A 22,472-nucleotide genomic window follows, 5' to 3' on the forward strand; every position below is an offset into this window, starting at 1 on the left:
CCCTCCATTCCATTAGGAAAAAAGTACATTCTACTATCTATTTTTACTTAATAAGGATAACGCAATATGCGCATTTTTTAAAGATTCTTCGCGAAGCTCTGCTACGCGCTGTAATGATTTTTGTTGTAATTCAGTATCTTCTAACAAATCAGATGCTGCTTTATATACATCTTCACTGCGTAAGGTTTCTAAAGTGCCAACCGGCTCTTGACCAATCATGTGCAAGAAATTGGTAATCTTTGGATCATAGGAAATTCCAACCACTGGCTTTTCCATTAATGTAGCAAAGACTAATGCATGTAAGCGGACACCAATCAATAAATCCATACAACCTTCTAAAGCTAAGAGCTCCGTAGTAGTGTACATACTTTCTAAGATGACTGGTTCACTTTTCATGAGTGAAGCAATACGCTTAGCTTCTGCTGTATCAGCAGGGTGTTGCATTGGAATAAAAATAATTTGAGCATCTAATTCACTATGCAATCTATCTAATGCATAGGCTAGCTCCTGGCGATACGCTCTAAAGTCTTTCCAATTTCGAACAGATACACCAACACGATAGCGAACACCAGATAGTTGATAATCTTTTAATAAACGTCGACCAATCGTCGTGTCTACAGGATGCATGGCCAGCACTGCGTCGGCAGTTACTTCAATAGGAACTTTAGTTACTCCCATAGTTTCCAACTCTTGCTTAGATTTTTCATCACGCACAGTAATCATATTGACTTTATTGAGAACTTGACCTACAAGTTTGCGAGCTCGCTCACGTCGCAATGGACCAATTCCTTGGGCATAGAGCATAACGCGCTTCCCCAAAGTAGTAGCTAATGTAATGATGCTTAAATAATAATATAAACTTCGCTTGCTGGTCACATCTTGTAATAAACTACCGCCACCACTGATAAGTAGATCACAATGACCTATAGCATTTAAAATGCCAAACATATCAAAACGACCTACAGCTTTAACGCCGTGATATTGAGCAGTTTGTTTAGGATTACCAGAGATAACTGTTATATCTGCATCGGGAATAACTTCTAAAATAGCCTCTAAGATAGCGGCTAGCATAGCCTCATCCCCTGCATTTCCAAACCCATAATACCCTGAAATGACTAATTTAGTCATGAGACACCTCCCGTGACTGATTCCATCGAGTAATATAAGCAAGGAAACGGAAAACTAGAATAGCCACAACGCCTAAAATCAGACCAATCCATAGGCCATCGATACCGCGTGCAATACTCATAATAACAGGTGTACGTAAGTGACAGAAAGTTTCTACTAAAGAACCTATGCCAATTACACCGGCAATAGTAAATAAGAAATGCAATACCATTGGCCAACGTCGTAAGACCGCAAAGGATGCCAACATCAATGCTGGATGTCCAATTAAAAACTCTTTCTCTCGAGGTCTTGCATATAAAGTATTCTCTAAGAATCGACGCAAGGCAATTTCAAAGCTAGGTACAGGCACACCTGCAGTATGACCACTACGACCTACAAAGACCCAAGCTGCAGCACCTAAGAAACCAAAGATTAAAACCATATAGAGCTTTACGTCAACAGTTAAGAATTCTTTGATAAATTGCTTTGAATCTTCCAGAGTCGCTACAGTTCGGCCCTTCCACAATGGGAAGCGCTGTAAGTAAGCAATAGCAGTTAAAATGATAGGCGCTACAAAGACTAATTTAACACCTCTAAAGAGGGCAAATTCCATGAAGAAACGAGTATGACCTAGTAAGGCTGCAATCATAAAGCCACCAATTGATGCAAAAATCGCGGCCCCAACTAAATAGCCAGCAGCTTCTAAGGTTGCTCTCCAAGGAACCACCGGTGTGGAATGACTGCGCGCTACCCAACAATTCATAATCAGTGTGATGGCCACCACTGGCGCTGAAATAGCAGCGGCTAATGACCAAATCTGACTAATTAAGGTGCCATGAGTTATAGCGTATAATACAACCGAAATAAGTAGCAAAGTAAAATTAAATACAAGTTGTTTATTGCGGCTCATAGGCATTAATAAATGAACCATCCAAGTAAATAGTGCAATGGATCCACTCAAGGTAAGAATGGCTGCAATAGGACTTGGTTTATATGGTGGGTAAATGCTTGGGCGGCCAAATGTAAACCCTCTAGGTTCTAGCTTTTCCTTAACATCTTGCATATATTCAATGCTTGTTTCTAAGGCTGTTTTATTGCCCACCCCTTCTTCATATATAGGATACAAATTGTAGCGAATGTTGCGTTCTATATCACTAATATAAAACCATTGAGATACTTCTTCAGGGGATAGTTTTTTCAACGATTCTTTTTGTATTGTATATAGGCGGCCTACGCTATACTCATCGGCAATAGCTAATTCAGTTAAACCTACTTGTGGATCATATTGAAGTTGGTTAACTGCTTCAATGCCGACTACTGGAATGCGCATAGCTTTTAATCTAGCATCAACTAAGTCTAAATTGTTAGGATAACCGAGTACTTCCTTTCCCACAAATACCATGCCGGTTACATCAGGCACACCTTCAAGGCGGTCTAACACATGATTTACATTATCACGACTACCATTTTTAAAATTGGTTGGTCTAGCAATAACATGAAAGCCTAAATTACTTACTTCTAATGCTTGTAATCTAGAAATACTAAGCTTCATATCCATTAAGGCTTCATTAGGTTGCGACAAGGCAAGTACAGGACCTTGAGCGGACCAGACTTCTTTTACTTTTTCGTCACCTAAACGGGCAATTAAGTCTTCTTTTATTTCTTTGAAATACCCTTCCTTACCATACACAGGTGCTACATAAGTAATGCCTGCTGTAGGCTGTGCATTATATAAATGAAGCGGCGCTACTTCATCGCCTTTATATACTTTAATATCACCGCTATCACTTGCTTTGGCAAGAGTTCGATCATAAATCGCCATACCTGTAACGCCAGCCTCTTTAAGTGCCTTTAAAGCATCTTCAGTGCTGCGCTTTTCGAAGGAAGCAGCTCGTAACACAGCATCATAATCTACTATGTTTTCAATTTGCTGTTGTGCATGTTCGATCTGATAGCGTTGATGCACTAAGAAGAGACTCGCACATAATCCCACTACAATAAGAAAAATGAGGATGGGCGAAAATCTTCGTTTTATTTGTTGTATGTCTTTCACAATGGTACCTTTCTTACTTTGCTATTGGACTTACATAAAGATGTAGTTCACCATTTATAGTTTCAATACGATCCGCATGAACTGGGATTGGGAACGAAGTGAAGTCGTAAATAACAATTTGTTTCAAGACAGCAGATGTTAAACCACCTATACTTGAACCATTAATTTCAAAACGGTCTGGAGAGAATACTAAGGAATTATTTTTAATTTCCAATTTTCCTTTAATATTGGCCGTCCCTTTGATAAAGCCCATATCCACAGTGCCGATAACATTTATTCCATTGGAATTGATATCTACTTCTTTAATTTGCAAGCCTTTGATATTTTTTTCCATGAAAGTTTGTAAATCAGATTCTGTTACAGTGCCTTCAATTTCCCCCTTGCCAATTTCGCTAATCTCCATTTTATGGTCAACCAACAAGCTTATAGGGTTAAATTGCATGTCTTGTACATCTAAGTGAATATCAGAGAATGTTAAATGACCTAAGGTAACGCCTTCTAGCTCACCGCGTAAAGTGTCTACATCACCTAATAGAAGTTTTGCTGCTGGCGTAGACTCCACCACTAAAGTAGTGGCATCAGGATTTAACTTACTCTTAATCTCTGTTTCTAATTGACTCTTTACAAAGTTTGGCAATAGAAATTGTGCCACCACTAAGATGGCCACAACCAAAATGAGTAAAAATATAATAAACTTTTTCATAATATATGTATGGCTCCTAAATTTGACAATAACTATATTTTCAAATTAGCTTCTTTCTTTAAAAATCCTTCTATGAAGTTATCAAGATGTCCATCCATAACTGCTTGCACATTGCCAGTTTCAACACTTGTGCGATGATCTTTAACTAAATTATACGGATGGAACACATAAGAACGAATTTGACTGCCCCATTCAATGGCCTGGTAAGTACCACCAATTTGTTCTTTTAACTCTGCTCTTTTCTCTAATTCTAGTTCAAACAACTTAGCTCGCAAGAGTTTTAAAGCTTGCTCACGGTTTTGAATTTGTGAACGCTCACTTTGACACTGAACAACAATGCCCGTAGGAATATGAGTCATACGAATGGCTGAGTCAGTTTTATTGATATGCTGACCACCAGCACCGCTAGCTCGATATGTATCAACGCGAACATCCTTCATATCCAATTGAATATCCACAGTATCATCAATTTCAGGCATAACATCCACCGCTGCAAACGATGTATGGCGACGCGCATTAGCATCAAAAGGCGAAATGCGCACTAAGCGATGCACTCCTTTTTCAGATTTTAAATAGCCGAATGCATTTTCTCCTTTGATTAAGAAGGTGGCACTTTTTATGCCCGCTTCATCACCAGGCTGCTCATCCATCATAGTAATGGCATAACCATGTTGCTCAGCCCAACGTAAATACATGCGAATCAACATGCTAACCCAGTCCTGTGCTTCAGTACCACCGGCACCAGCATGGAAGGTTAGAATGGCATTATTTTTATCGTATTCGCCGCTGAGGAGTAAGAGCACTTCACGGCGCTCCACTTCTTCTTCAATATTCCCTACTAATTCTGCTATCTCTGGCTCTAAAGAAGCATCATCTTCTTCGATAGCCATATCAAGCATTAACTTAGCATCTTCTATTTCACCTACTAAGGCTTTATATCCGTCAACAGCATCCTTTAATTGAGTCGCTTCTTGAGAAATAGCTTTAGCAGAATCAGGATCATTCCAAAATTCAGGATCACTCATTTTAACATCTAATGTGAAGATTCTATCTTCTTTTTGAGCGATGTTAAAGTGAATCCCTCATTCCATATATACGCTCCTCCAAATTGTCAATAGGTCCTTTTAAATCCTCTAACAATAGGTTCACCTCTTTCATAAAAAACTTATGCCATAAATGCAGAAAATGGCCGTGCCGAAGCTACCCCCGGCAACGAACCATTCTGCGTTGGTCTAATCTACATTTTGCGGCTCCAACACATCATCATGATGGGTTTGCGCATTAGCCAGGTGGTCTACTGGTGTTTCTTCACTCGCAACGTCCTCGTTTAATTCAACGCGGATGCGGTATAAGTACATAACAGTATCTTCTTGAATGGCGTCAATCATAGCTTCGAACATATCATATGCTTCAAATTTATATTCAACCAATGGATTTTTCTGACCATATGCGCGAAGGCCAATACCTTCACGAAGCATGTCCATAGAGTCTAAATGCTCCATCCACTTGCTGTCTACAATTTTTAACATAACAGCTTTCTCTAAAGCTCTCATATTAGTCTCCCCAATAAGAGCTTCGCGTTTAGCGTATTCTTCATGCGCAATAGAAATTAGTTTCTCTTGTAATTCGCCACGGCCATACTCTTCCATTTCTGCAACAGTCAATGTGCCTGGCTCTAAGAAGAATAGTTCTAATTGTTTTAATAAACCTTCATAATCCCATTCTTCTGGATATAATTTTTCATCAGCATATTGGTTCATGGCATTTACAACAATAGTATCTACCATTTCCATGATAGTATCTTTTAATGAATCATTGCCAAGAATTTTGCGGCGTTGTTCATATAATACTTCACGTTGCTGGTTCATAACATCATCATATTCAAGGATGTATTTACGAATATTGAAGTTATGGTTTTCCACTTTTTTCTGAGCACGTTCAATTGACTTAGTAATTAAGGAATGTTCAATAGGTTCATCCTCTTCCATACCGAGTTTATCCATCATGCTAGAAATATTGTCAGCACCAAAGATACGCATCAAATCATCTTCAAGAGATAAGAAGAATTGACTCGATCCTGGGTCCCCTTGTCGACCAGAACGACCGCGCAATTGGTTATCAATACGACGGCTTTCATGTCGCTCTGTACCTAAAATGTGAAGGCCACCAAGCTCAGCTACACCTTCACCTAAGCTAATATCAGTACCACGGCCAGCCATGTTAGTAGCGATGGTAACCATGCCACGTTGACCAGCATTTTTAACAATTTCTGCTTCTTTTTCATGGTGTTTTGCATTCAATACATTATTAGGCACACCATTTTTAAGTAGCATATCACCTAGTTCTTCAGATTGAACAATGGAAGTCGTACCAACCAATACAGGTTGTCCTTTTTTATGGCGTTCCACTACATCTTTAACTACAGCTTTGTATTTTGCCTTTTTAGTTTTGAAAATTAAATCAGGCAAATCTTGGCGAAGTAAAGGTTTATTCGGTGGAATTTCATATACTTCAAGGCCATAAATATTATTGAATTCTTGTTCCTCTGTTTTCGCTGTACCAGTCATACCAGATAACTTATTGTACATACGGAAATAGTTCTGGAATGTAATTGATGCCAAAGTCTGGCTTTCTCGTTCTACTTGAAGGCCTTCCTTTGCCTCGATAGCTTGATGCAGACCTTCAGAATAACGACGGCCAAACATTAAACGGCCAGTGAATTCGTCAACAATAACAACCTTGCCATCTTTTACTACATAATCTTTATCGCGGTGCATCATTGCATAGGCGCGTAAAGAGGCAATTAATAAATGGTTAAGCTCTAAATTAGCTGAATCATATAAGTTTTCGATCTTAAGCATTTTTTCTACTTTAGCGATACCAGATTCAGTTGGTGCAATTGTTTTTTGTTTTTCATCAATTGTGTAATCTTCATCTTTTACCAATTGAGGAACAATGCGAGCTAATGTGTAATAGCTGTCTGTAGAGCGTTCGCCAGGGCCAGAAATGATAAGTGGCGTACGGGCTTCGTCGATTAAAATAGAGTCAACTTCGTCCACAATGGCATAATTAAGAGGACGTTGTACCATTTGATCTGCATGAACAACCATGTTGTCACGCAAATAGTCAAAGCCAAATTCATTATTAGTACCATAGGTAATATCAGCTGCATAAGCCATTTTGCGTTGATTATAGTCTAGATTTGCTACAATCAAACCTACGCTAAGGCCTAAAGCGCGATATAATTTCCCCATCCACTCGCTATCGCGGCTCGCTAAGTAATCATTGACAGTGACTACATGAACGCCTTTACCAGTTAGAGCATTTAAATATACTGGCAAAGTAGCTACTAAAGTCTTACCTTCACCAGTACGCATTTCCGCTATATTGCCTCGGTGTAATGTAATACCACCAATTAACTGTACATCAAAATGGCGCATACCAAGTACACGCTTAGATGCTTCACGAACTACAGCAAATGCTTCAGGTAAAATATCGTCCAAAGTTTCCCCTTTGGCTAAACGACTTTTAAACTCCTGTGTCTTTGCTGCTAAAGACGCATCACTGAGAGAGTTTAATGACGATTCAAGACTATTAATCTCCTCTACAATGGAGCGCATCTTTTTAATCTCGCGCGCACTATTATTACCAATCCAACGTTGTATAAAATCAAACAACAAAATCAACTCCTTAAGTTCGTATATTTCATATATACATATTCAATTTATTATATCACAAAGTCTATAAAAAACAAAAAAATATGCACATACTTACAAGCTTTTTACAATCAAAAAACGGCAGCCAATCGCCTTAAGCAATTTCGCTGCCGTTTTCTTTATATTTGCTGTTGATTTATTTACAACAAATTTTAATTATTATTTAGTTTCTGGCACATACCATAAACCATTATTATGAGTTTTGATGTACTCTTGGAACTCTGGAGAATTGTATGCATCTTTAAGATCTTTTGCCCATTGAGTATCTTTATTTTTATCCAATACTACAAGTTGTAATAAAAGATGTGGTAAAATGTCTTCTTTTACTAAAGCAGTAGCTGGGTCAATCTTCGCATTATATACAATAGATCCTGTAATTACGATAAATGCAAAGTCTGTGCGTACCGATGGTATTGTTAAAGATTTCATCTCTACAAAATTAATATTATGTGGATTTTCAACAATATCAGCTTTAGTTACTGTGGAAAGATCTTTATTCGGATCTAGTTTAATAAGACCAGCCTTTTGTAACAATGCATAGGCACGAGCTGTATTGGACGCATCATTAGGAACTGCAATAGTATCGCCATCAGCAATCTCACTTAAATTGTGTTTAGCCCCTGGATAAATACCAGCCGGTACAGTTGGGATTGGTGTTAACGCAACTAAATGACCACCTTGCTTATTGTTAAAGTTTTCCATATATGCAGTGTGCTGTTCCACATTGAAATCTACTTCCCCATCATTTAAGGCCACATCAGCTTGTATTAAATCTGACATATCACGAGCTGTAATTTTATAACCTTTCTTTTCTAGGATTGGTTTTACACCTTGCTCAAATAGTTCAGAATAAGGGCCTTGGGACTTACTAAATACTAATTCTTTTTTATCGGCGGAAGAAGAATCATTCCCACAGCCAGCTAGTAATACAGCACCTAAAGCAACAGTTAAGGCAACAGCGCCTAATTTCTTAAAACGTTTTAAATTCATAAGTCTCCTACTTTCTTTTCTCAATGAAATAAAATTAATGATTTCTCATCTTAACGGCAAAATGATTACCTACAGACTGTATAATCTGCACAAAGATGACTAAGATGACAACAGTAAATAACATGAGTGGGAAGTTTAATCGCTCATACCCATAGGTTAGAGCCAAGTCACCTACACCGCCAGCCCCGATGGCACCAGCCATAGCAGTTGCACCAATGAGGCCGATTGTACCGGTAGTGACAGATAATATGAGTGAAGCTTTTGCTTCTGGCAAAATAAAATTCCACACAATTTCAAAATGTGACGCCCCCATAGCTTGCGCGGCTTCAATAATCCCTTTATCTACATCGAGTAAGGAATTTTCAAAAAGACGCGTTAAATAGGGAGCAATAAAAATGACTAATGGCACTAAGGCCGCAGTAGTACCAATGCGTGTACCTACTAATAATTTTGTGAGCGGCAATATAAATACCATTAAGATAATAAAGGGCACGCTGCGTATAATATTTACAATTGTATCAAGCACTGCAAATACATAATCATTGCGCAAGATGCCATCTTTATTAGTGAGAACTAATATAACGGCCAAGATGAGGCCAATAAGGGAACCTATAATAAGTGAAACAAACACCATGTATAGGGTCTCTTGCGCTGCTAATAAAATCTGTTCATTAGGAACACCTAAATCAGGCATCATAGATTCACCACCTCCCATTCAAGACCACTGTCGGAAATATATCTTTTCACAGAATCAATCGCCTCTGCGGTCCCCACGACTTGTAAAATAAAAATTCCAAGTGCGGAGTCTTGTAGTTGATTAACTGAGGCAAAAATAATATTTGTCTCCACCGGGAAGGTGCTATTAATCTCATAGATTACATGCTTAGTAACAGCATCACCTAAAAAGCGTACTTTAATTAACTCATAGTGTCGCTCATCTTTTTGTAAATTGGCCACAATACTATCTGGAATTCGCTCTGGAATTACAGTCTGCACAAAACGCTTAGTCATTTCTTCTCTAGGATGACTAAATACATCTAACACAGATCCGGTCTCAACGACCTGACCATGTTCCATAACAGCCACGCGATTACAGATTTCTTTAATAACCTGAATTTCATGAGTTACTACCAAAACGGTAATGTTGAACTCCCTATTGATACGTTTTAAAAGCTCTAAGATGGCCTCCGTTGTTTCTGGATCTAGTGCGCTAGTGGCTTCATCACAAAGCAAAATTGATGGATTCGTAGCCAAGGCTCTAGCAATCCCAACGCGCTGCTTTTGCCCACCAGATAATTGGGTCGGATACGCATTAGCTTTGTCAGGTAAATTAACAAACTCCAATAATTCTTTGACGCGCTTATCAATAGTTTCTTGATCCACTTTATTCAATCGCAACGGAATGGCAATATTGTCATATACAGTTTTCGAATTAAGTAAATTAAACGATTGGAACACCATACCAATGCCCTTGCGGACCTGGCGCAGTTCATTATGACTTAATGCATTAATATTGACACCATCAATGAGCACTTCACCACTTGTAGGTGTTTCCAGTGCATTAACCATGCGCAATAAGGTGGACTTACCAGCACCACTAAATCCGATGATGCCAAATATATCGCCATCTTCAATTGTCAAATTTACATCTTGTAGTGCCTTTACTTTTTGCTTTTTAACAATAAATTCTTTGTTAATCTGCCTAAGTTCAATCATAGTTCACCTCCTATTTTTAGACAAAAAAAGGACCTCCCGCCCCTGTGACAGAGGCGGTGGCCCGCGGTTCCACTCTGTTTGCAGTATATTACTGCACTCATTTACCATAACGGCGGCAACCGTGAGACTCTACTAAAATTTCGAATCTCCCACTCCCAAAGGCATTCCCTACAATTCGCCTATAACAAGCTCTCAACCTAGACTTGTCTCTCTGTATAGTGTCCTAATAGGTACTTATTTTGATCCTCGTGTTTATTTCATATAGTCTTTGTTTTAAATAGAGAAACTGTTTAATAATTACAAACTCTTTATTTAATATATTGGTAATAAATTACTAATATAGAACAATATAATTCTGCTAATAAAATTAAAAGCTCTTTTTAAAACATACTAATATAATAGGTTTTAAAAATTAAATTGTCAAGCCATAATTAAAAATATGATTAAAAAATATAATTTATTATTACACAAATAGTAAAATCAAAGAAAAAAAGACGAGCCGATTATATAATAACCAGCTCGTCTTCACTATTAAATTTTAAACATGTTCCTTGGCGTTCCCACTAAGGGAAAGACCTTATAATTCAGGTTCAATTAAGCCATAGGATCCATTTTTACGACGATACACAACATTCATAATTTCTGTATCTGCATTGAAGAACATGAAGAAATCATGGCCTACTAAGTTCATCTGCATAATCGCTTCCTCTACGCTCATAGGGCGCACAGCAAAGCGTTTACGACGAACTACATCAATAGTTTCTTCTTGTACAGGTACTTCAGGTGCAAATGCATCAGGCTGGAAGCCCACTTCTTTCTTGAAACGTCTTGCTAGACGAGTTTTATATTTATGAATTTGCCGAACAATCTTATCCACAACTAAATCAATAGCTGCATACATATCCGCGTTAGAAGATACACCGCGGAGAACTATTCCTTCAACGAAGCAAGTTAATTCTACTACACGATTTTCTTTTTCCACAGAAAGTACTGCTTGGATGTCAAAAGGTGACCCAAAATAACGGGCTAGCTTTTCTACGCGTTTTTCTAAATACTCACGTAGGGCTTGTGTTACTTCTAAATTTTTACCTCTTACTGAAACTTTCATATGCAAACATCCTTTCTTTCAAGCTTTAAAAACAAAGCTTGTTGGTTATATTTACTAATTCTACATGTAAAGAATAAACTCCTTCTTTTTTAAGAAATTTTTTCAAAATTTTTATAAAAACAAAAAACGACCGGCCACAGCCGGTCGTTAGTTTAGTCAGTATTATACTTTACGAACGTTAGTCGCTTGAGGTCCACGTTCGCCATCTTTAATTTCAAATTCAACTTCTTGCCCTTCATTTAGGGATTTGAAGCCATCTTCTTCGATAGCTGTGTAATGTACGAATACATCATCACCGTTTTCGCGTTCAATAAAACCAAAACCTTTTTCTGCACTAAACCATTTAACTTTACCAAGCATAACAAAATCCTCCTAAAAAATCCTTGCTTAGAGTACTCAAATACTCTTTGCTTATGGTAGCATAGAGCGAATTAAAATACAAGGATAATTAAAGTCATATGCAATAATAGTATATTGTAAACTTTTTCTTACACCATTATGCAAAAATAAACATATTGTTAAAATTATAAAATATTTTAGAAAAATTACCTGACAAACAAGTATTTATAAGCATCTTTTTTTATTTTTGAATATTATAATGTAAATTCAAGGCTTTTCATAGTTTTATATTTATGAATATAGAATCAAGATTTCATCATTACTTTTAGGTATACCGTATTATAACAAAAAGGTTAACAATCTATCAAGATTGTTAACCTTTTATAACTTTAAAAATTTATAATTATAAATTTTTGCTAAAAGTAAATCGTATTATCAGTGATATCAAACTATTCTCATCAGAAACATCTAACTATGTAAGCAGTTTAATTACGCTACTGCCATTGATTATAAAATCTTAGACAAGAATAATTTCGTACGTTCATTTTGAGGATTATCAAAAACTTGTTCCGGTGTGCCATCTTCTAAGATTTCCCCACCATCAACAAAGAGTACACGGTCAGCCACTTCTTTAGCAAATTTCATTTCATGAGTTACCACAACCATTGTCATACCATCGCCAGCTAGACTTTTCATAACATCTAGTACTTCGCGAACCATTTCTGGATCAAGCGCTGATGTCGGCTCGTCAAAAAGCATTACTTTTGGTTTCATAGCTAAAGAACGAGCAATAGCTACACGCTGTTGTTGACCACCAGATAATTGTTCTGGAAAGGAAGTCGCTTTATCATCTAAGCCTACGCGTTTTAACAATTCATGAGCAATTACTTCGGCTTCTTTTTTGCTCATTTTACGAATTTTTTGAGGAGCTAAGGTAATATTATCTAACACGCTCATATGCGGAAATAGATTAAAACGTTGGAATACCATCCCCACTTCAGCGCGAACTTTATTAATATTTTTCTTATCGCTTAAGTCCATGCCATCTACAATAACTTTACCGCTAGTAGGCTCTTCTAAATAGTTCATGCAGCGAAGTACAGTACTTTTACCAGATCCGGAAGGCCCAATAATTACTACTACTTCACCAGCATTGACCGTTAAGTCGATACCTTTTAATACGTGAAGAGCACCAAAGCTTTTATGCACATCTATCATCTGAATCATTTAATTTTATATCTCCTTTCAAGGTAAGCAACCAATTGAGAAATACTCAAAGTCATTACTAAGTAAATTAAAGCAACGGCGGACCATATTTCAAAGGATCCATAGGTTCTTGCAATAATTAATTGACCACGGCGAGTTAATTCTTCAAAGCCGATTACAGATACTAAAGACGTATCTTTCATCATAGCGATAAACTCATTACCAAGAGGAGGAATGATAGCTTTAAAAGCTTGCGGCATAATGATATAACGCATAGTTTGTGCCCAAGTTAAGCCCAAGGAACGACCAGCTTCCATTTGCCCTTTATCAATAGATTGAATGCCAGCACGGAAGATTTCAGATACATACGCACCGGAGTTAATACTACAAGCTGTAACAGCAGCTATGTAAGGATTAATTGGTTGATGTAGCAATTTTGGCAAGGCAAAATAAATCATGAAGATTTGAACAAGCAATGGCGTGCCGCGGAATAATTCTACATAGCATTTTACTAATATGCGCACAATCTTAAAGCGAGATAAGCGCGCCAAAGAAGCAAACATACCAATAATAAAACCACAGCCCACGCTCATGGCTGTAATTTGAATTGTAATCCCTGCACCGGCTAGGAGCAAAGGAAAATTATCCCAAATTAAACTCCAATCAAACATCTTAAAATCCTTTCTTTACACAACTACTGAAATGCTCTAATACATTTAAAAGTGAATGCAATATTATACAATGAATTATATTGCCTGTAAAAACCTCTTAAAAGTAGCTAAAATACATATTATGTTAAAAACATTTACAACACATTATAGTTGTATCATTATACATTGTCAATAGTTATTTAATCATCTTTTTATACGCCTTAGCTAAACGCTGTACGGCTTCTACTATTTGGGCTTCTTTAACCCCTGAAAAATTTACACGTATATATGATTTATTATGCATTCCTACTAAAAATGGTGAACCTGGAATAACTAATACTTTTTCAGCTAAGGCTGCTTCAAAAAATTCCATATCATTAATTCCTTCTGGCAAAGCTAGCCACAAGAAAAAGCCACCTTCTGGACTTTGGAATGTAAATTCAGGCAATTGCGCTTTTAGTTCTTTAATCAAAGTATCCATACGACTTTTATACATCTTACACATAGACTGCACATGGCCTTTATAATCATATTCTGCCATATAGGTAGCGGCAATTACATGGTCTGGAATACTACTGTGAATATCGCTCTGTTCTTTAACTAAGCTGAGCATATCCACTACCGCTTTTTTCCCTGCTAGCCAACCTAAACGAAGACCAGGACTCAAAGTTTTTGACAAGCTTCCCATAAAAATGACTTGTCCCTTTGTATCATACGATGCTAACGCCTTATATGGTTCGTGCATATAGGACAATTCACCATAAGGATTATCTTCAAACACAACCACATTATATTGACTAATTAAATTCATAAATGCTGCTCGTCGCGCTTCTGACCAGCATAGGCCAGTTGGATTCTGAAAATCAGGAATTACGTAAATAGCCTTGATACTCGCATCAGATTGTAACGCCTCTTCCAGTTCTCCTAAGTCCATGCCAAATTCATCACAGCTGATACCAATGACATTAGCTCCTGAAAAGCGCAGCACATTCTGTGCATCTATAAAAGTAGGATCTTCTACGAGTACTGTATCACCTGGTTCTAAAAACAACTTTGTTACTAATTCTAAAGATTGCATAGAACCAGTAGTTACCTGTATAGCATCTACCTTATAATTTAAGCCATATTGCTCCATTAAATGACTCAATTGCTCTCTTAAGCCCACGTAGCCCAATACAGCACCATATTGTAAAATATCTTGCCCTTGTTCTTGCAATACTTTTTGAGCCACTTCACTCAATTCCATAGCAGGAAACGCTGTTTTATCAGGACAGCCTTCACCTAAGGAAATAATATCTTCACCTTTAACTTTTTCTTTTAAAGCCCCTATTACTGATCGCTCAATGGACTTGGCACGTTGTGCATATAAAGAGTCTAATGACATAATCTTCCTACCTTTACTTATTTAATATCGCCAAACCATTTCTGTTGAAGTTTGTCGTATTCACCATTTTCTTTTAATTTCTTAAGCGCTGCATTCATTTGATCAAGCAATTCTTTTTTATCCTTGCTTACACCAATACCTAAGAAATGCTCTTGTAAGCCTACTGGTACGATTTTAAGATTATTCATACCTAATTTTTTAATATAGTACTTAGCTACTGGTTCATCAAGCATAACAATTTGAACTTGGCCATTAGATAAATCCTCTAACATATTAGGAATGGCATCAAATTCTTTAACAGTAGTGCCAGGTTTTTCTTTAGATAGCATAGCCCCTGTTGTACCAATTTGAGCGGCTACAGTTTTACCAGCTATATCAGCTTCACTATTTACATTTGTTTCGTCGCCTCTCACAACCATAACTAAATCTACTTGATAGTATGGCTCTGTAAAGTCGATTTTAGCCTTTCTCGCATCAGTAATAACCATACCCGAAGCAATCGCATCAATTTGACCACTTTGTAAGGCTGGAATTAAAGCATCAAAGCCCATGCTAACAAATTTAGCTTCATATCCCATTTCCTTTGCGATAGCTTGACTTAAATCAACATCAAAGCCTTTATAAGAATCTCCTTCAGAAAACTCAAAAGGTGGGTAGGTTGTTTCTGCCGCAAAGGTAAGAACCTTTTTATCGCTGCTTGTATCGCTTCCACAGCCGGCGACTAAACCCATAATAACTAATGCAGAACTTACAATTGCTAAACTTTTTTTCCAATTCATCTTAAATTTCTCCTTTTAATTAACTAAGAAAACTAGTACTACTCGTCAGATAACCAATAGTACTAGTCTCTATTATATCCTTTTATCAGGTCCCTGCCCATTCAATTGGCATATCTGCAGGGGCATCTGTTTTAAACCATTTTTGGTAAATTGCATTTAATTCACCATTTTTCTTCATTTCTTCTAAAGCTTTGTTTACTTCACTTTGTAACTCTTTATTATCTTTTGCTACTGCAAAGCCAAAGTATTTCTTCGTATTTGGATATGAGATAACTTTAATATTTGCATCAGGATGTTTCGTTGCATAATATTGCGCTACTGGTAAATCCAATACGGATGCATCAACAGCACCATTACTTAATTCTAATAAAGCTTCACTGCTGTGGTCAAATTGCTTTAATGTAGCACCTTCAATTTTTGCTGCTAAATCAGCACCTGTTGTATCCATTTGAACGGAAATATTTTTTCCTTCTAAATCTTTTAAATCCTTAATTGGAGAATCTGCTTTTACTACAACGCCCATAGCTGATTCATAATATGGTTCAGAGAATAATACCTTTTCAGCTCTCGCTTTAGTAATCGTCATCCCTGAAGCAGCTAAATCAATATCTTTATTGCCTAAACTAGGAATTAAAGAATCAAAGGCTACATTTTTAAATTCTACTTCCGCATTCATATGTTTAGCCACGGCTTGGATTAATTCGATATCAAAACCAGCTAAGGATTTAGATTGATCATCAGTAAACTCAAATGGTATAAATGTAGGATTCGTACCTACATGAATAATTTTCTTACCATTTTGTGCAGTGGCTTGTTTATTATCATCGCCACAACCGGCCAATACAGCACCCATTGCTAATACAGCGAGACCTGCAAAAATAAATTTCTTAACTTTCTTGGAAATCATACAAACTCTTCCTCTCTTCTTGCTCAAAACTTACTGCTTTCATACTCCCCTTTGCTGTCAATCACTAAGTTCTATATGTATATAATTACTTTGCTTTATAAATAAGTCTAAGCATTTATGTGTGACTTACTGATTAACATGTTGTAATTATACATAATGATGTATATCTAGTCAATAGCATTTTGCATAAATTTTTATAATTTTATGTATAATAATTCCTAGCCACATTTAAACTCCCTATTTAATCGCATTTTATGCATAACTATGGACTAATATTTATGAGTATTTAGGTTTAAAACTTTCTCTGTATAGGCAAATAAAAAAAGGGCTGTAACTAAATAAGACTTATGTCTCATTTGGTTACAGCCCAAATACGGCTGACCTGGTCTTTGCCCCCACACTCGCCTGCTGGAAGGTTCGCTCCTAAGTCCTCTGACTCCCCACTACTACTTCTCTCGAATTTTTCGGCAGGTCTTACATCTAAGCCGCACCATGCTCATAATTACTTTGAATTACTTACGTGGATCGTTTTGCCTGCGACTGGCCTCGACTTTCAACCACAGACCCGTACCTAGTGATTATATGAAATGAAAATGACTTTGTCTATAGCAAAATGGTATTGTAACTTTTATTTTTTCCCTTGATACTTTTATACACTAAAGTATTTTACTTCATAGACTCCCATAGAGATGGTGTTCTCACTTTCCCTCTCAAAATCATTGCATTTTATTTATACATATATAGCAATTATAGGGTATACCCTTTTCTCGTATTATATTGTATAATAGCTATACTTGTAAGGTGAGAAAATAAATTAGGGAAGGATTTTTTATTATGTTTATGTTATCTTTAATGCAGCCATCAGGCTTATACGAATTAGAAAAGGACAGCTTAGAAGCCATCAGTGCTCAGCTCCTGCAAATGATTCGTATGAAAAGCTATGAATTGTATAAGCATTCGCTCAATGTGGCTAACTACTCTGTTAGTATAGCTGCCAAACTTGGCTTGCCAGCCAACGAAATAATACAAATTAAACATGGCGCATTATTGCATGACGTAGGATTAATTACATTATCCTCTGCTACATTAAAAAAAGCACCTTTCTTAACACGTCAGGAATTATCGCGTTATCGTTTACACCCAACAAACGGGGTGAACATGATTGAAAACTACTCCTGCTGCCAACCTATTATTCCCATGATTTTACACCATCATGAACGCTGGGATGGTACAGGTTTTCCAAAGCATTTAGTAGGTAGCAATATTCCTTTAGGGGCAAGAATCATCGGTATTGCCGATTACTACGATTCAGCCATTAATCCATCAACAGAATCTTGGTCTAAAAGCAAAAAAACGGCGAAACAAGAACTCTTTAGTGGATCAAATCTCCTATTTGACCCAGATATTGTAAAAGCCTTTATTGAAATTATCGGTTAAATTTCCCTTCCTATAAAATATAAGCTGTAAGAAATTGAGTCATTCTTAATTTCTTACAGCTATTTTTTATGCCTTTTACTGCATTATATTTTCTGCGTTATATTTTCTGCGTTATATTTTCTACTTTATTTTTACTATTTCTTTTTTGTACTTATTATCTCTTTTTAAACTTATTTTTAAGACTGTTCCTTATGCACTATGTCCCCCTGTTATGGCTAGACCATGAACACTGGCACAACCTCCCTCGTCTTTTAACACTTTAGCCGCCGCTTCTAAAGTAGCACCAGTAGTATAAATATCATCAACTAGTAACACCTTTTTATTTCTTAATATATTTTGCTTTTTTATTGATAATTTCAGAGAAAAGGCCTTTTCAATATTTGCCTGCCGTTCAACCCTACCAAGGGCATACATTTTCTTTGTACTATCCGCCTTTTGTAAGCAATCTAACCATTGCAGATTCATATCATTATCAATGCTTATGTTTCCCTGCGCTGTAGTCCAGGACTTAAAAATAATATCTACTTGATTGTATCCACGCTCTAGGATTTTCTTAGGACTTACAGGAATGGGAATGACATAATCATAGGTATTTGAAGTATATTGTCTATCCCCTTTTGCCAGGGCAATAGAAAACGATAATAAAAAAGGAGCCAGCCATTGGCTGCGCTCCGGTTTTTTATTAAATTTAATATCTCGAATTAACTCTTTAACACCATTATCATAGTCACTAAGTACATAGATTAGCTCTAGCGAGGAAGCTTTCGTTAATTTAATCTGCTTCATATGAAATTCGCTTTTAAAACAAGCCTCACACCATTCGCCTTCATGCCACACCGCTTGGCCACAATGAGGGCAATGTGGCGGATATAATAGAGATATAATACCTTTCTTTAATCCTTTTAAGAGCCAATCTAGTCGCCCAGATTGTACTGCGCTTCCCTCTACAAAGTCATGCCCTACAGTATTATGTAATACTTTATTTGACATATGCTTCATATACAACTACCTCCCTAATAGTCTATCTATGTTATAAGTTAAAGGTTAATTGTTTCAGCCTTAATCTTAGATGTTTATGTTTAATACTTAACACAAAATACTAAAATTACACTAATCCTTGTAAACGCTCTTTAAATAATGTATACCGCTCATCCCCAATTTGAGTATCTACAGCGCGCTTAATAGCACCCTTAGTACCAACTAGTATAACTTTATTCTTCGCCCTCGTTACTGCCGTATAGAGAAGATTTCGCTGTAACATATTAGCATAAGGCGGAATGAATGGAATAATCACCGTTCCATATTCACTCCCCTGACTTTTATGAACAGTAATCGCATAGGCCAACATAATAGAGTCCATATCTTCCAGTGGGACAGTCACTTCTTTATCTGTAAAGCGAATAAATACATAGTTTTTGCTGATGGCATAGACAACGCCGATCTCCCCATTAAAAACTTCTAAATCATAATTATTCTGCACTTGAATGACTTTATCGCCCACTCTAAAGGATTGCCCATTAGCCTTTACTTCGTCACTTCCTTTAACTGGATTCAAACGCTGCTGAATTACTTTGCTAATCGTATTACTTCCAGCAGGTCCACGGCGCATTGGCGAAATAATTTGTACTTCTAATTCATCGCTACTTTCCGCCAACTCGTCTTCATAAATACGAACAATTTGCCCCATCATATCATGAATCGTATTTACTGGCACAAAAGTAAACTCCCCTTTATCTAAAAGTAGTGGCATGTGCCCATCATTAATTTCATGGGCATTTTCAACAATGCGATTGCCTTCCTTCTGTCTAAATATAATATCTAAACGAGTATATGGAATAATTTCACTGTCAATTAAATCGCGCAAGATAAAACCAGCCCCAATAGGCGGTAATTGATCCACATCACCGACGATTATAAGATAGGAAAACTCTGGAATCGCTGCCATAAGTGAATAGTAGAGCTGAACATTTAGCATGGACGCTTCATCAACAATAATCACATCAGCTTCTAATAAATTATCTTCATTTTTACTAAAATCATATTCATGACTGCCCTCTACAGGCATTAATAGACGATGAATCGTCGTCGCTTCATAGCCTGTAGCTTCAGTTAAGCGTTTAGCAGCACGCCCGGTGGGAGCACATAAGGCAATTCGATTTTGCTCAGTCTGTTGAAAGGCTTCTACTAAAGCCTTTACTATAGTCGTTTTACCAGTTCCTGGACCACCAGTAATAAGTGATACTTTGTTTTCTAAGGCCATGGCAATCGCCTCTTTTTGCGCATCTCCTAATTTAATGTTTTGATTTGCTTCAAATCGCTTCAAAAAACCTTTTATATCAAAACTAAAAGCTGCACCTTCAGCCATAACTTGCTGTGTTAAATATGCTCCAGAAGCTTCTGCATTATAGAGTTCAGGTAAGTAAATATAAATAACACCTTCATATGAGGTGCTCACCAATTGACCATATTCTAATAAGTCTTCGATTTGTTTAGCAATTTCATCTGCAAAACCATCGAGTCGTTCATATACTTCTCGTATTAACTCATCTACCGGATAACAGCAATGGCCATTATCAGTGACTCCTTTTAATACAGCTAACAAGGCTGCCTCTAAGCGACGCTCATCATCTGGCGGTATATTAAGAGCTCCACGAAGTGTGTCTGCCATAGAAAAAGTAATTGTTGAATCTAAACCCATAAGACGAAATGGATTATCCTTTAGTACATCAATAGCTGACGCACCATATAAATTATATAATTTGCGGCTCCAGCGTGAACTTAAGCCTGCATTTTCTAAAAAGGCATTAATATCTACTAAAATGCCTTCGCCTCTGAGCGTATTATATAATTCTTCCTTTACACTTTTACGCAAACCTGGCACATCTAAAATTTCTACAGGATCCACTTCTTTTAGTAATTCAACTAACCCCATGCCAAAGTGTTCTACTACTTTTTCAATAGATTTTTCACCAAAGCCTCTAATTTGTAGATTAGCTAAATACTGACGGGCTCCAAAAATTGTGTCTGGTTTTAAACGCTCTAAATGATGGACCTCTAATTGAGGTCCATATTTTTTATGTTCTACATAGCGGCCCTTAACTTCCAGCTCATCTCCTTCTTTAGGAGCCTCCTGTTTCGCGGTGCATACGATGCGTTCTTCATTATAATCAATTAACAAGAACACGCAATAGGAGTCTGTTGTATTTTTATAGATGAGTCGCTGTACTGTACCACGAATTGTTTCCATTAGCGTACCACGTCAGGCATAGTTTGAATAATTTGCTCTACCACATCAGAAATAGTGCTCGCGTTCAAAATCTTAATATGACACACTTTTTCATACAATGGATAGCGCTCTTCATAGAGGCGGAAAATATATTCAATGCTCTCTTTTAATAATGGTCGAATTTCCATATCTAAATCATCTAAAATTTGTGTCACATCACGATGAATGAAAACTACATAACCAGCATCACGCATAAGTGCTACAGTCTTTTCTGATAATACAGTGCCCCCGCCAGTAGCAATAACAGATGGTCCGTGATTCGCTACGATGTCTTGAATCGCTTCATACTCATACTCACGGAATGCTTCTTCCCCATCATAGATGATAATGTTTTGAATAGATTTATTTGTTTTTTCTTGAATCACTGCATCTAAATCAAAGAAATCCATGCTTTCTGCTTGAGCCAATGCTTTGCCCACTGTAGTTTTACCAGCGCCAGGCATACCAATTAAGAAAATATGCTGTTGCATATGATTTTTTTGGTAATGTTTACTAATGTCCATAACATTTTCAATAAAGCTTAGGACATAAGAAGATAACTCTTTATTGCTCAAATGTTCAATTGCTTTTTTCTTTACAATTTCCTCACGCTGTGGCTCATAAATGCGACCATGTGCCGCTTCTTTAATCTTTGCAACTTCAAGAACAACATTTAAACGTTCTTCAAATGTTTCTATTAATGTTTTATCTAATGCATCAATGCGTTTACGAACTTCATTTAATTGAATATCTTTCATCTCTTGTGAATTCATAGTAACCTCACTGTTAATAAGTAATTACTTCTAATGGAATAACTCCGTAATAGGATTTGTCCCTCTACTATAATATCATATATAGGTCATAACATATAGACTTTAAGAATTATAAAACGATAGACCGCATGAGAGACTATACAACATGACTTGTATAATAAAGGAAAATATAAGCAGTAAAATTTTAAAAATAATTTGCAATAAAGAAGCGCTAAGTAATATAGACTCTCTCCATCACTTAGCGCTCCTTATTCCATATTAACTAACTACTTATATATTGGCAGTTACTCATCAATAGGTAATTACTACTTATATACTAGTAGCTACTTGTAAATTGGT

The 22,472-nt window shown here is 36.8% G+C and carries 19 protein-coding genes and 1 other annotated feature; of the genes, 1 reads left to right on the plus strand and 18 read right to left on the minus strand.

The window, feature by feature from the left end:
* Positions 1 to 33 precede the first annotated feature (33 nt).
* From csaB to QZR90_RS03840, 15 genes are all read right to left on the minus strand, one after another.
* Positions 34 to 1,128: a polysaccharide pyruvyl transferase CsaB gene (gene csaB / locus QZR90_RS03770; RefSeq protein ID WP_295788945.1), complete on the minus strand. Its 1,095-nt coding sequence runs from the start codon at positions 1,126 to 1,128 to the stop codon at positions 34 to 36.
* Positions 1,121 to 3,160, minus strand: a complete 2,040-nt coding sequence (locus QZR90_RS03775) for a DUF5693 family protein (RefSeq protein ID WP_295788947.1) — start codon at positions 3,158 to 3,160, stop codon at positions 1,121 to 1,123. Before QZR90_RS03775 ends, csaB begins: the two co-directional genes overlap by 8 nt.
* 13 nt (positions 3,161 to 3,173) lie before the next feature.
* Positions 3,174 to 3,863, minus strand: coding sequence for a DUF2993 domain-containing protein (locus tag QZR90_RS03780; protein WP_295788949.1), 690 nt, complete (start codon positions 3,861 to 3,863; stop codon positions 3,174 to 3,176).
* Between the two features lie 32 nt (positions 3,864 to 3,895).
* A protein-coding gene (gene prfB / locus QZR90_RS03785; protein ID WP_295788950.1) for a peptide chain release factor 2 occupies positions 3,896 to 5,003 on the minus strand; the annotation gives its coding sequence in 2 pieces (ribosomal slippage) (positions 3,896 to 4,945 and positions 4,947 to 5,003; 1,107 coding nt in all).
* Between the two features lie 92 nt (positions 5,004 to 5,095).
* Positions 5,096 to 7,540 (minus strand): preprotein translocase subunit SecA, encoded by a 2,445-nt coding sequence (secA, locus tag QZR90_RS03790; RefSeq protein WP_295788952.1) that lies wholly within the window; start codon positions 7,538 to 7,540, stop codon positions 5,096 to 5,098.
* A gap of 198 nt (positions 7,541 to 7,738) precedes the next feature.
* Entirely contained in the window at positions 7,739 to 8,569 is an 831-nt protein-coding gene (locus tag QZR90_RS03795; RefSeq protein WP_295788955.1) for a MetQ/NlpA family ABC transporter substrate-binding protein, read from the minus strand.
* 34 nt (positions 8,570 to 8,603) lie between these two features.
* The gene (locus tag QZR90_RS03800) at positions 8,604 to 9,266 is read right to left on the minus strand and encodes a methionine ABC transporter permease (protein WP_295788957.1); all 663 of its coding nucleotides are present in this window, start codon (positions 9,264 to 9,266) and stop codon (positions 8,604 to 8,606) included.
* Positions 9,263 to 10,285: a methionine ABC transporter ATP-binding protein gene (locus tag QZR90_RS03805; protein WP_295788958.1), complete on the minus strand. Its 1,023-nt coding sequence runs from the start codon at positions 10,283 to 10,285 to the stop codon at positions 9,263 to 9,265. Before QZR90_RS03805 ends, QZR90_RS03800 begins: the two co-directional genes overlap by 4 nt.
* A 46-nt stretch (positions 10,286 to 10,331) precedes the next feature.
* Positions 10,332 to 10,541, minus strand: a binding site (T-box leader).
* A 321-nt stretch (positions 10,542 to 10,862) separates the two neighbouring features.
* On the minus strand, positions 10,863 to 11,393 hold the full coding sequence (gene raiA, locus QZR90_RS03810) for a ribosome hibernation-promoting factor, HPF/YfiA family (protein WP_295788960.1): 531 nt from the start codon (positions 11,391 to 11,393) through the stop codon (positions 10,863 to 10,865).
* Between the two features lie 162 nt (positions 11,394 to 11,555).
* Positions 11,556 to 11,753: a cold-shock protein gene (locus QZR90_RS03815; protein ID WP_295788962.1), complete on the minus strand. Its 198-nt coding sequence runs from the start codon at positions 11,751 to 11,753 to the stop codon at positions 11,556 to 11,558.
* 486 nt (positions 11,754 to 12,239) lie between these two features.
* Positions 12,240 to 12,959, minus strand: coding sequence for an amino acid ABC transporter ATP-binding protein (locus QZR90_RS03820; RefSeq protein WP_295788964.1), 720 nt, complete (start codon positions 12,957 to 12,959; stop codon positions 12,240 to 12,242).
* Positions 12,956 to 13,609, minus strand: coding sequence for an amino acid ABC transporter permease (locus QZR90_RS03825; protein ID WP_295788966.1), 654 nt, complete (start codon positions 13,607 to 13,609; stop codon positions 12,956 to 12,958). Before QZR90_RS03825 ends, QZR90_RS03820 begins: the two co-directional genes overlap by 4 nt.
* A gap of 175 nt (positions 13,610 to 13,784) precedes the next feature.
* Positions 13,785 to 14,972: a PLP-dependent aminotransferase family protein gene (locus tag QZR90_RS03830; RefSeq protein ID WP_295788969.1), complete on the minus strand. Its 1,188-nt coding sequence runs from the start codon at positions 14,970 to 14,972 to the stop codon at positions 13,785 to 13,787.
* A 17-nt stretch (positions 14,973 to 14,989) separates the two neighbouring features.
* Positions 14,990 to 15,751, minus strand: a complete 762-nt coding sequence (locus QZR90_RS03835) for a basic amino acid ABC transporter substrate-binding protein (protein WP_295788971.1) — start codon at positions 15,749 to 15,751, stop codon at positions 14,990 to 14,992.
* Positions 15,752 to 15,836: 85 nt separating this feature from the next.
* A complete protein-coding gene (locus QZR90_RS03840; protein WP_295788974.1) occupies positions 15,837 to 16,658 on the minus strand; it encodes a basic amino acid ABC transporter substrate-binding protein in 822 nt (273 codons plus the stop codon).
* 834 nt (positions 16,659 to 17,492) lie between these two features.
* On the opposite strand from QZR90_RS03840, the gene QZR90_RS03845 reads away from it, so the two are divergent.
* Complete coding sequence (locus tag QZR90_RS03845) at positions 17,493 to 18,095, plus strand: HD-GYP domain-containing protein (protein ID WP_295788976.1); 603 nt, start codon at positions 17,493 to 17,495, stop codon at positions 18,093 to 18,095.
* A 189-nt stretch (positions 18,096 to 18,284) separates the two neighbouring features.
* Here the strand turns inward: QZR90_RS03845 and QZR90_RS03850 are convergent, their stop codons facing one another.
* From QZR90_RS03850 to QZR90_RS03860, 3 genes are all read right to left on the minus strand, one after another.
* A complete protein-coding gene (locus tag QZR90_RS03850) occupies positions 18,285 to 19,094 on the minus strand; it encodes a ComF family protein (protein ID WP_295788978.1) in 810 nt (269 codons plus the stop codon).
* A gap of 106 nt (positions 19,095 to 19,200) precedes the next feature.
* On the minus strand, positions 19,201 to 21,342 hold the full coding sequence (locus QZR90_RS03855) for an ATP-dependent RecD-like DNA helicase (RefSeq protein ID WP_295788980.1): 2,142 nt from the start codon (positions 21,340 to 21,342) through the stop codon (positions 19,201 to 19,203).
* The gene (locus tag QZR90_RS03860; protein ID WP_295788982.1) at positions 21,342 to 22,133 is read right to left on the minus strand and encodes a shikimate kinase; all 792 of its coding nucleotides are present in this window, start codon (positions 22,131 to 22,133) and stop codon (positions 21,342 to 21,344) included. Before QZR90_RS03860 ends, QZR90_RS03855 begins: the two co-directional genes overlap by 1 nt.
* Between the last annotated feature and the right edge of the window lie 339 nt (positions 22,134 to 22,472).

Origin of the sequence: uncultured Veillonella sp. (assembly GCF_900545795.1) — a bacterium.
Taxonomy (GTDB): domain Bacteria; phylum Bacillota; class Negativicutes; order Veillonellales; family Veillonellaceae; genus Veillonella_A.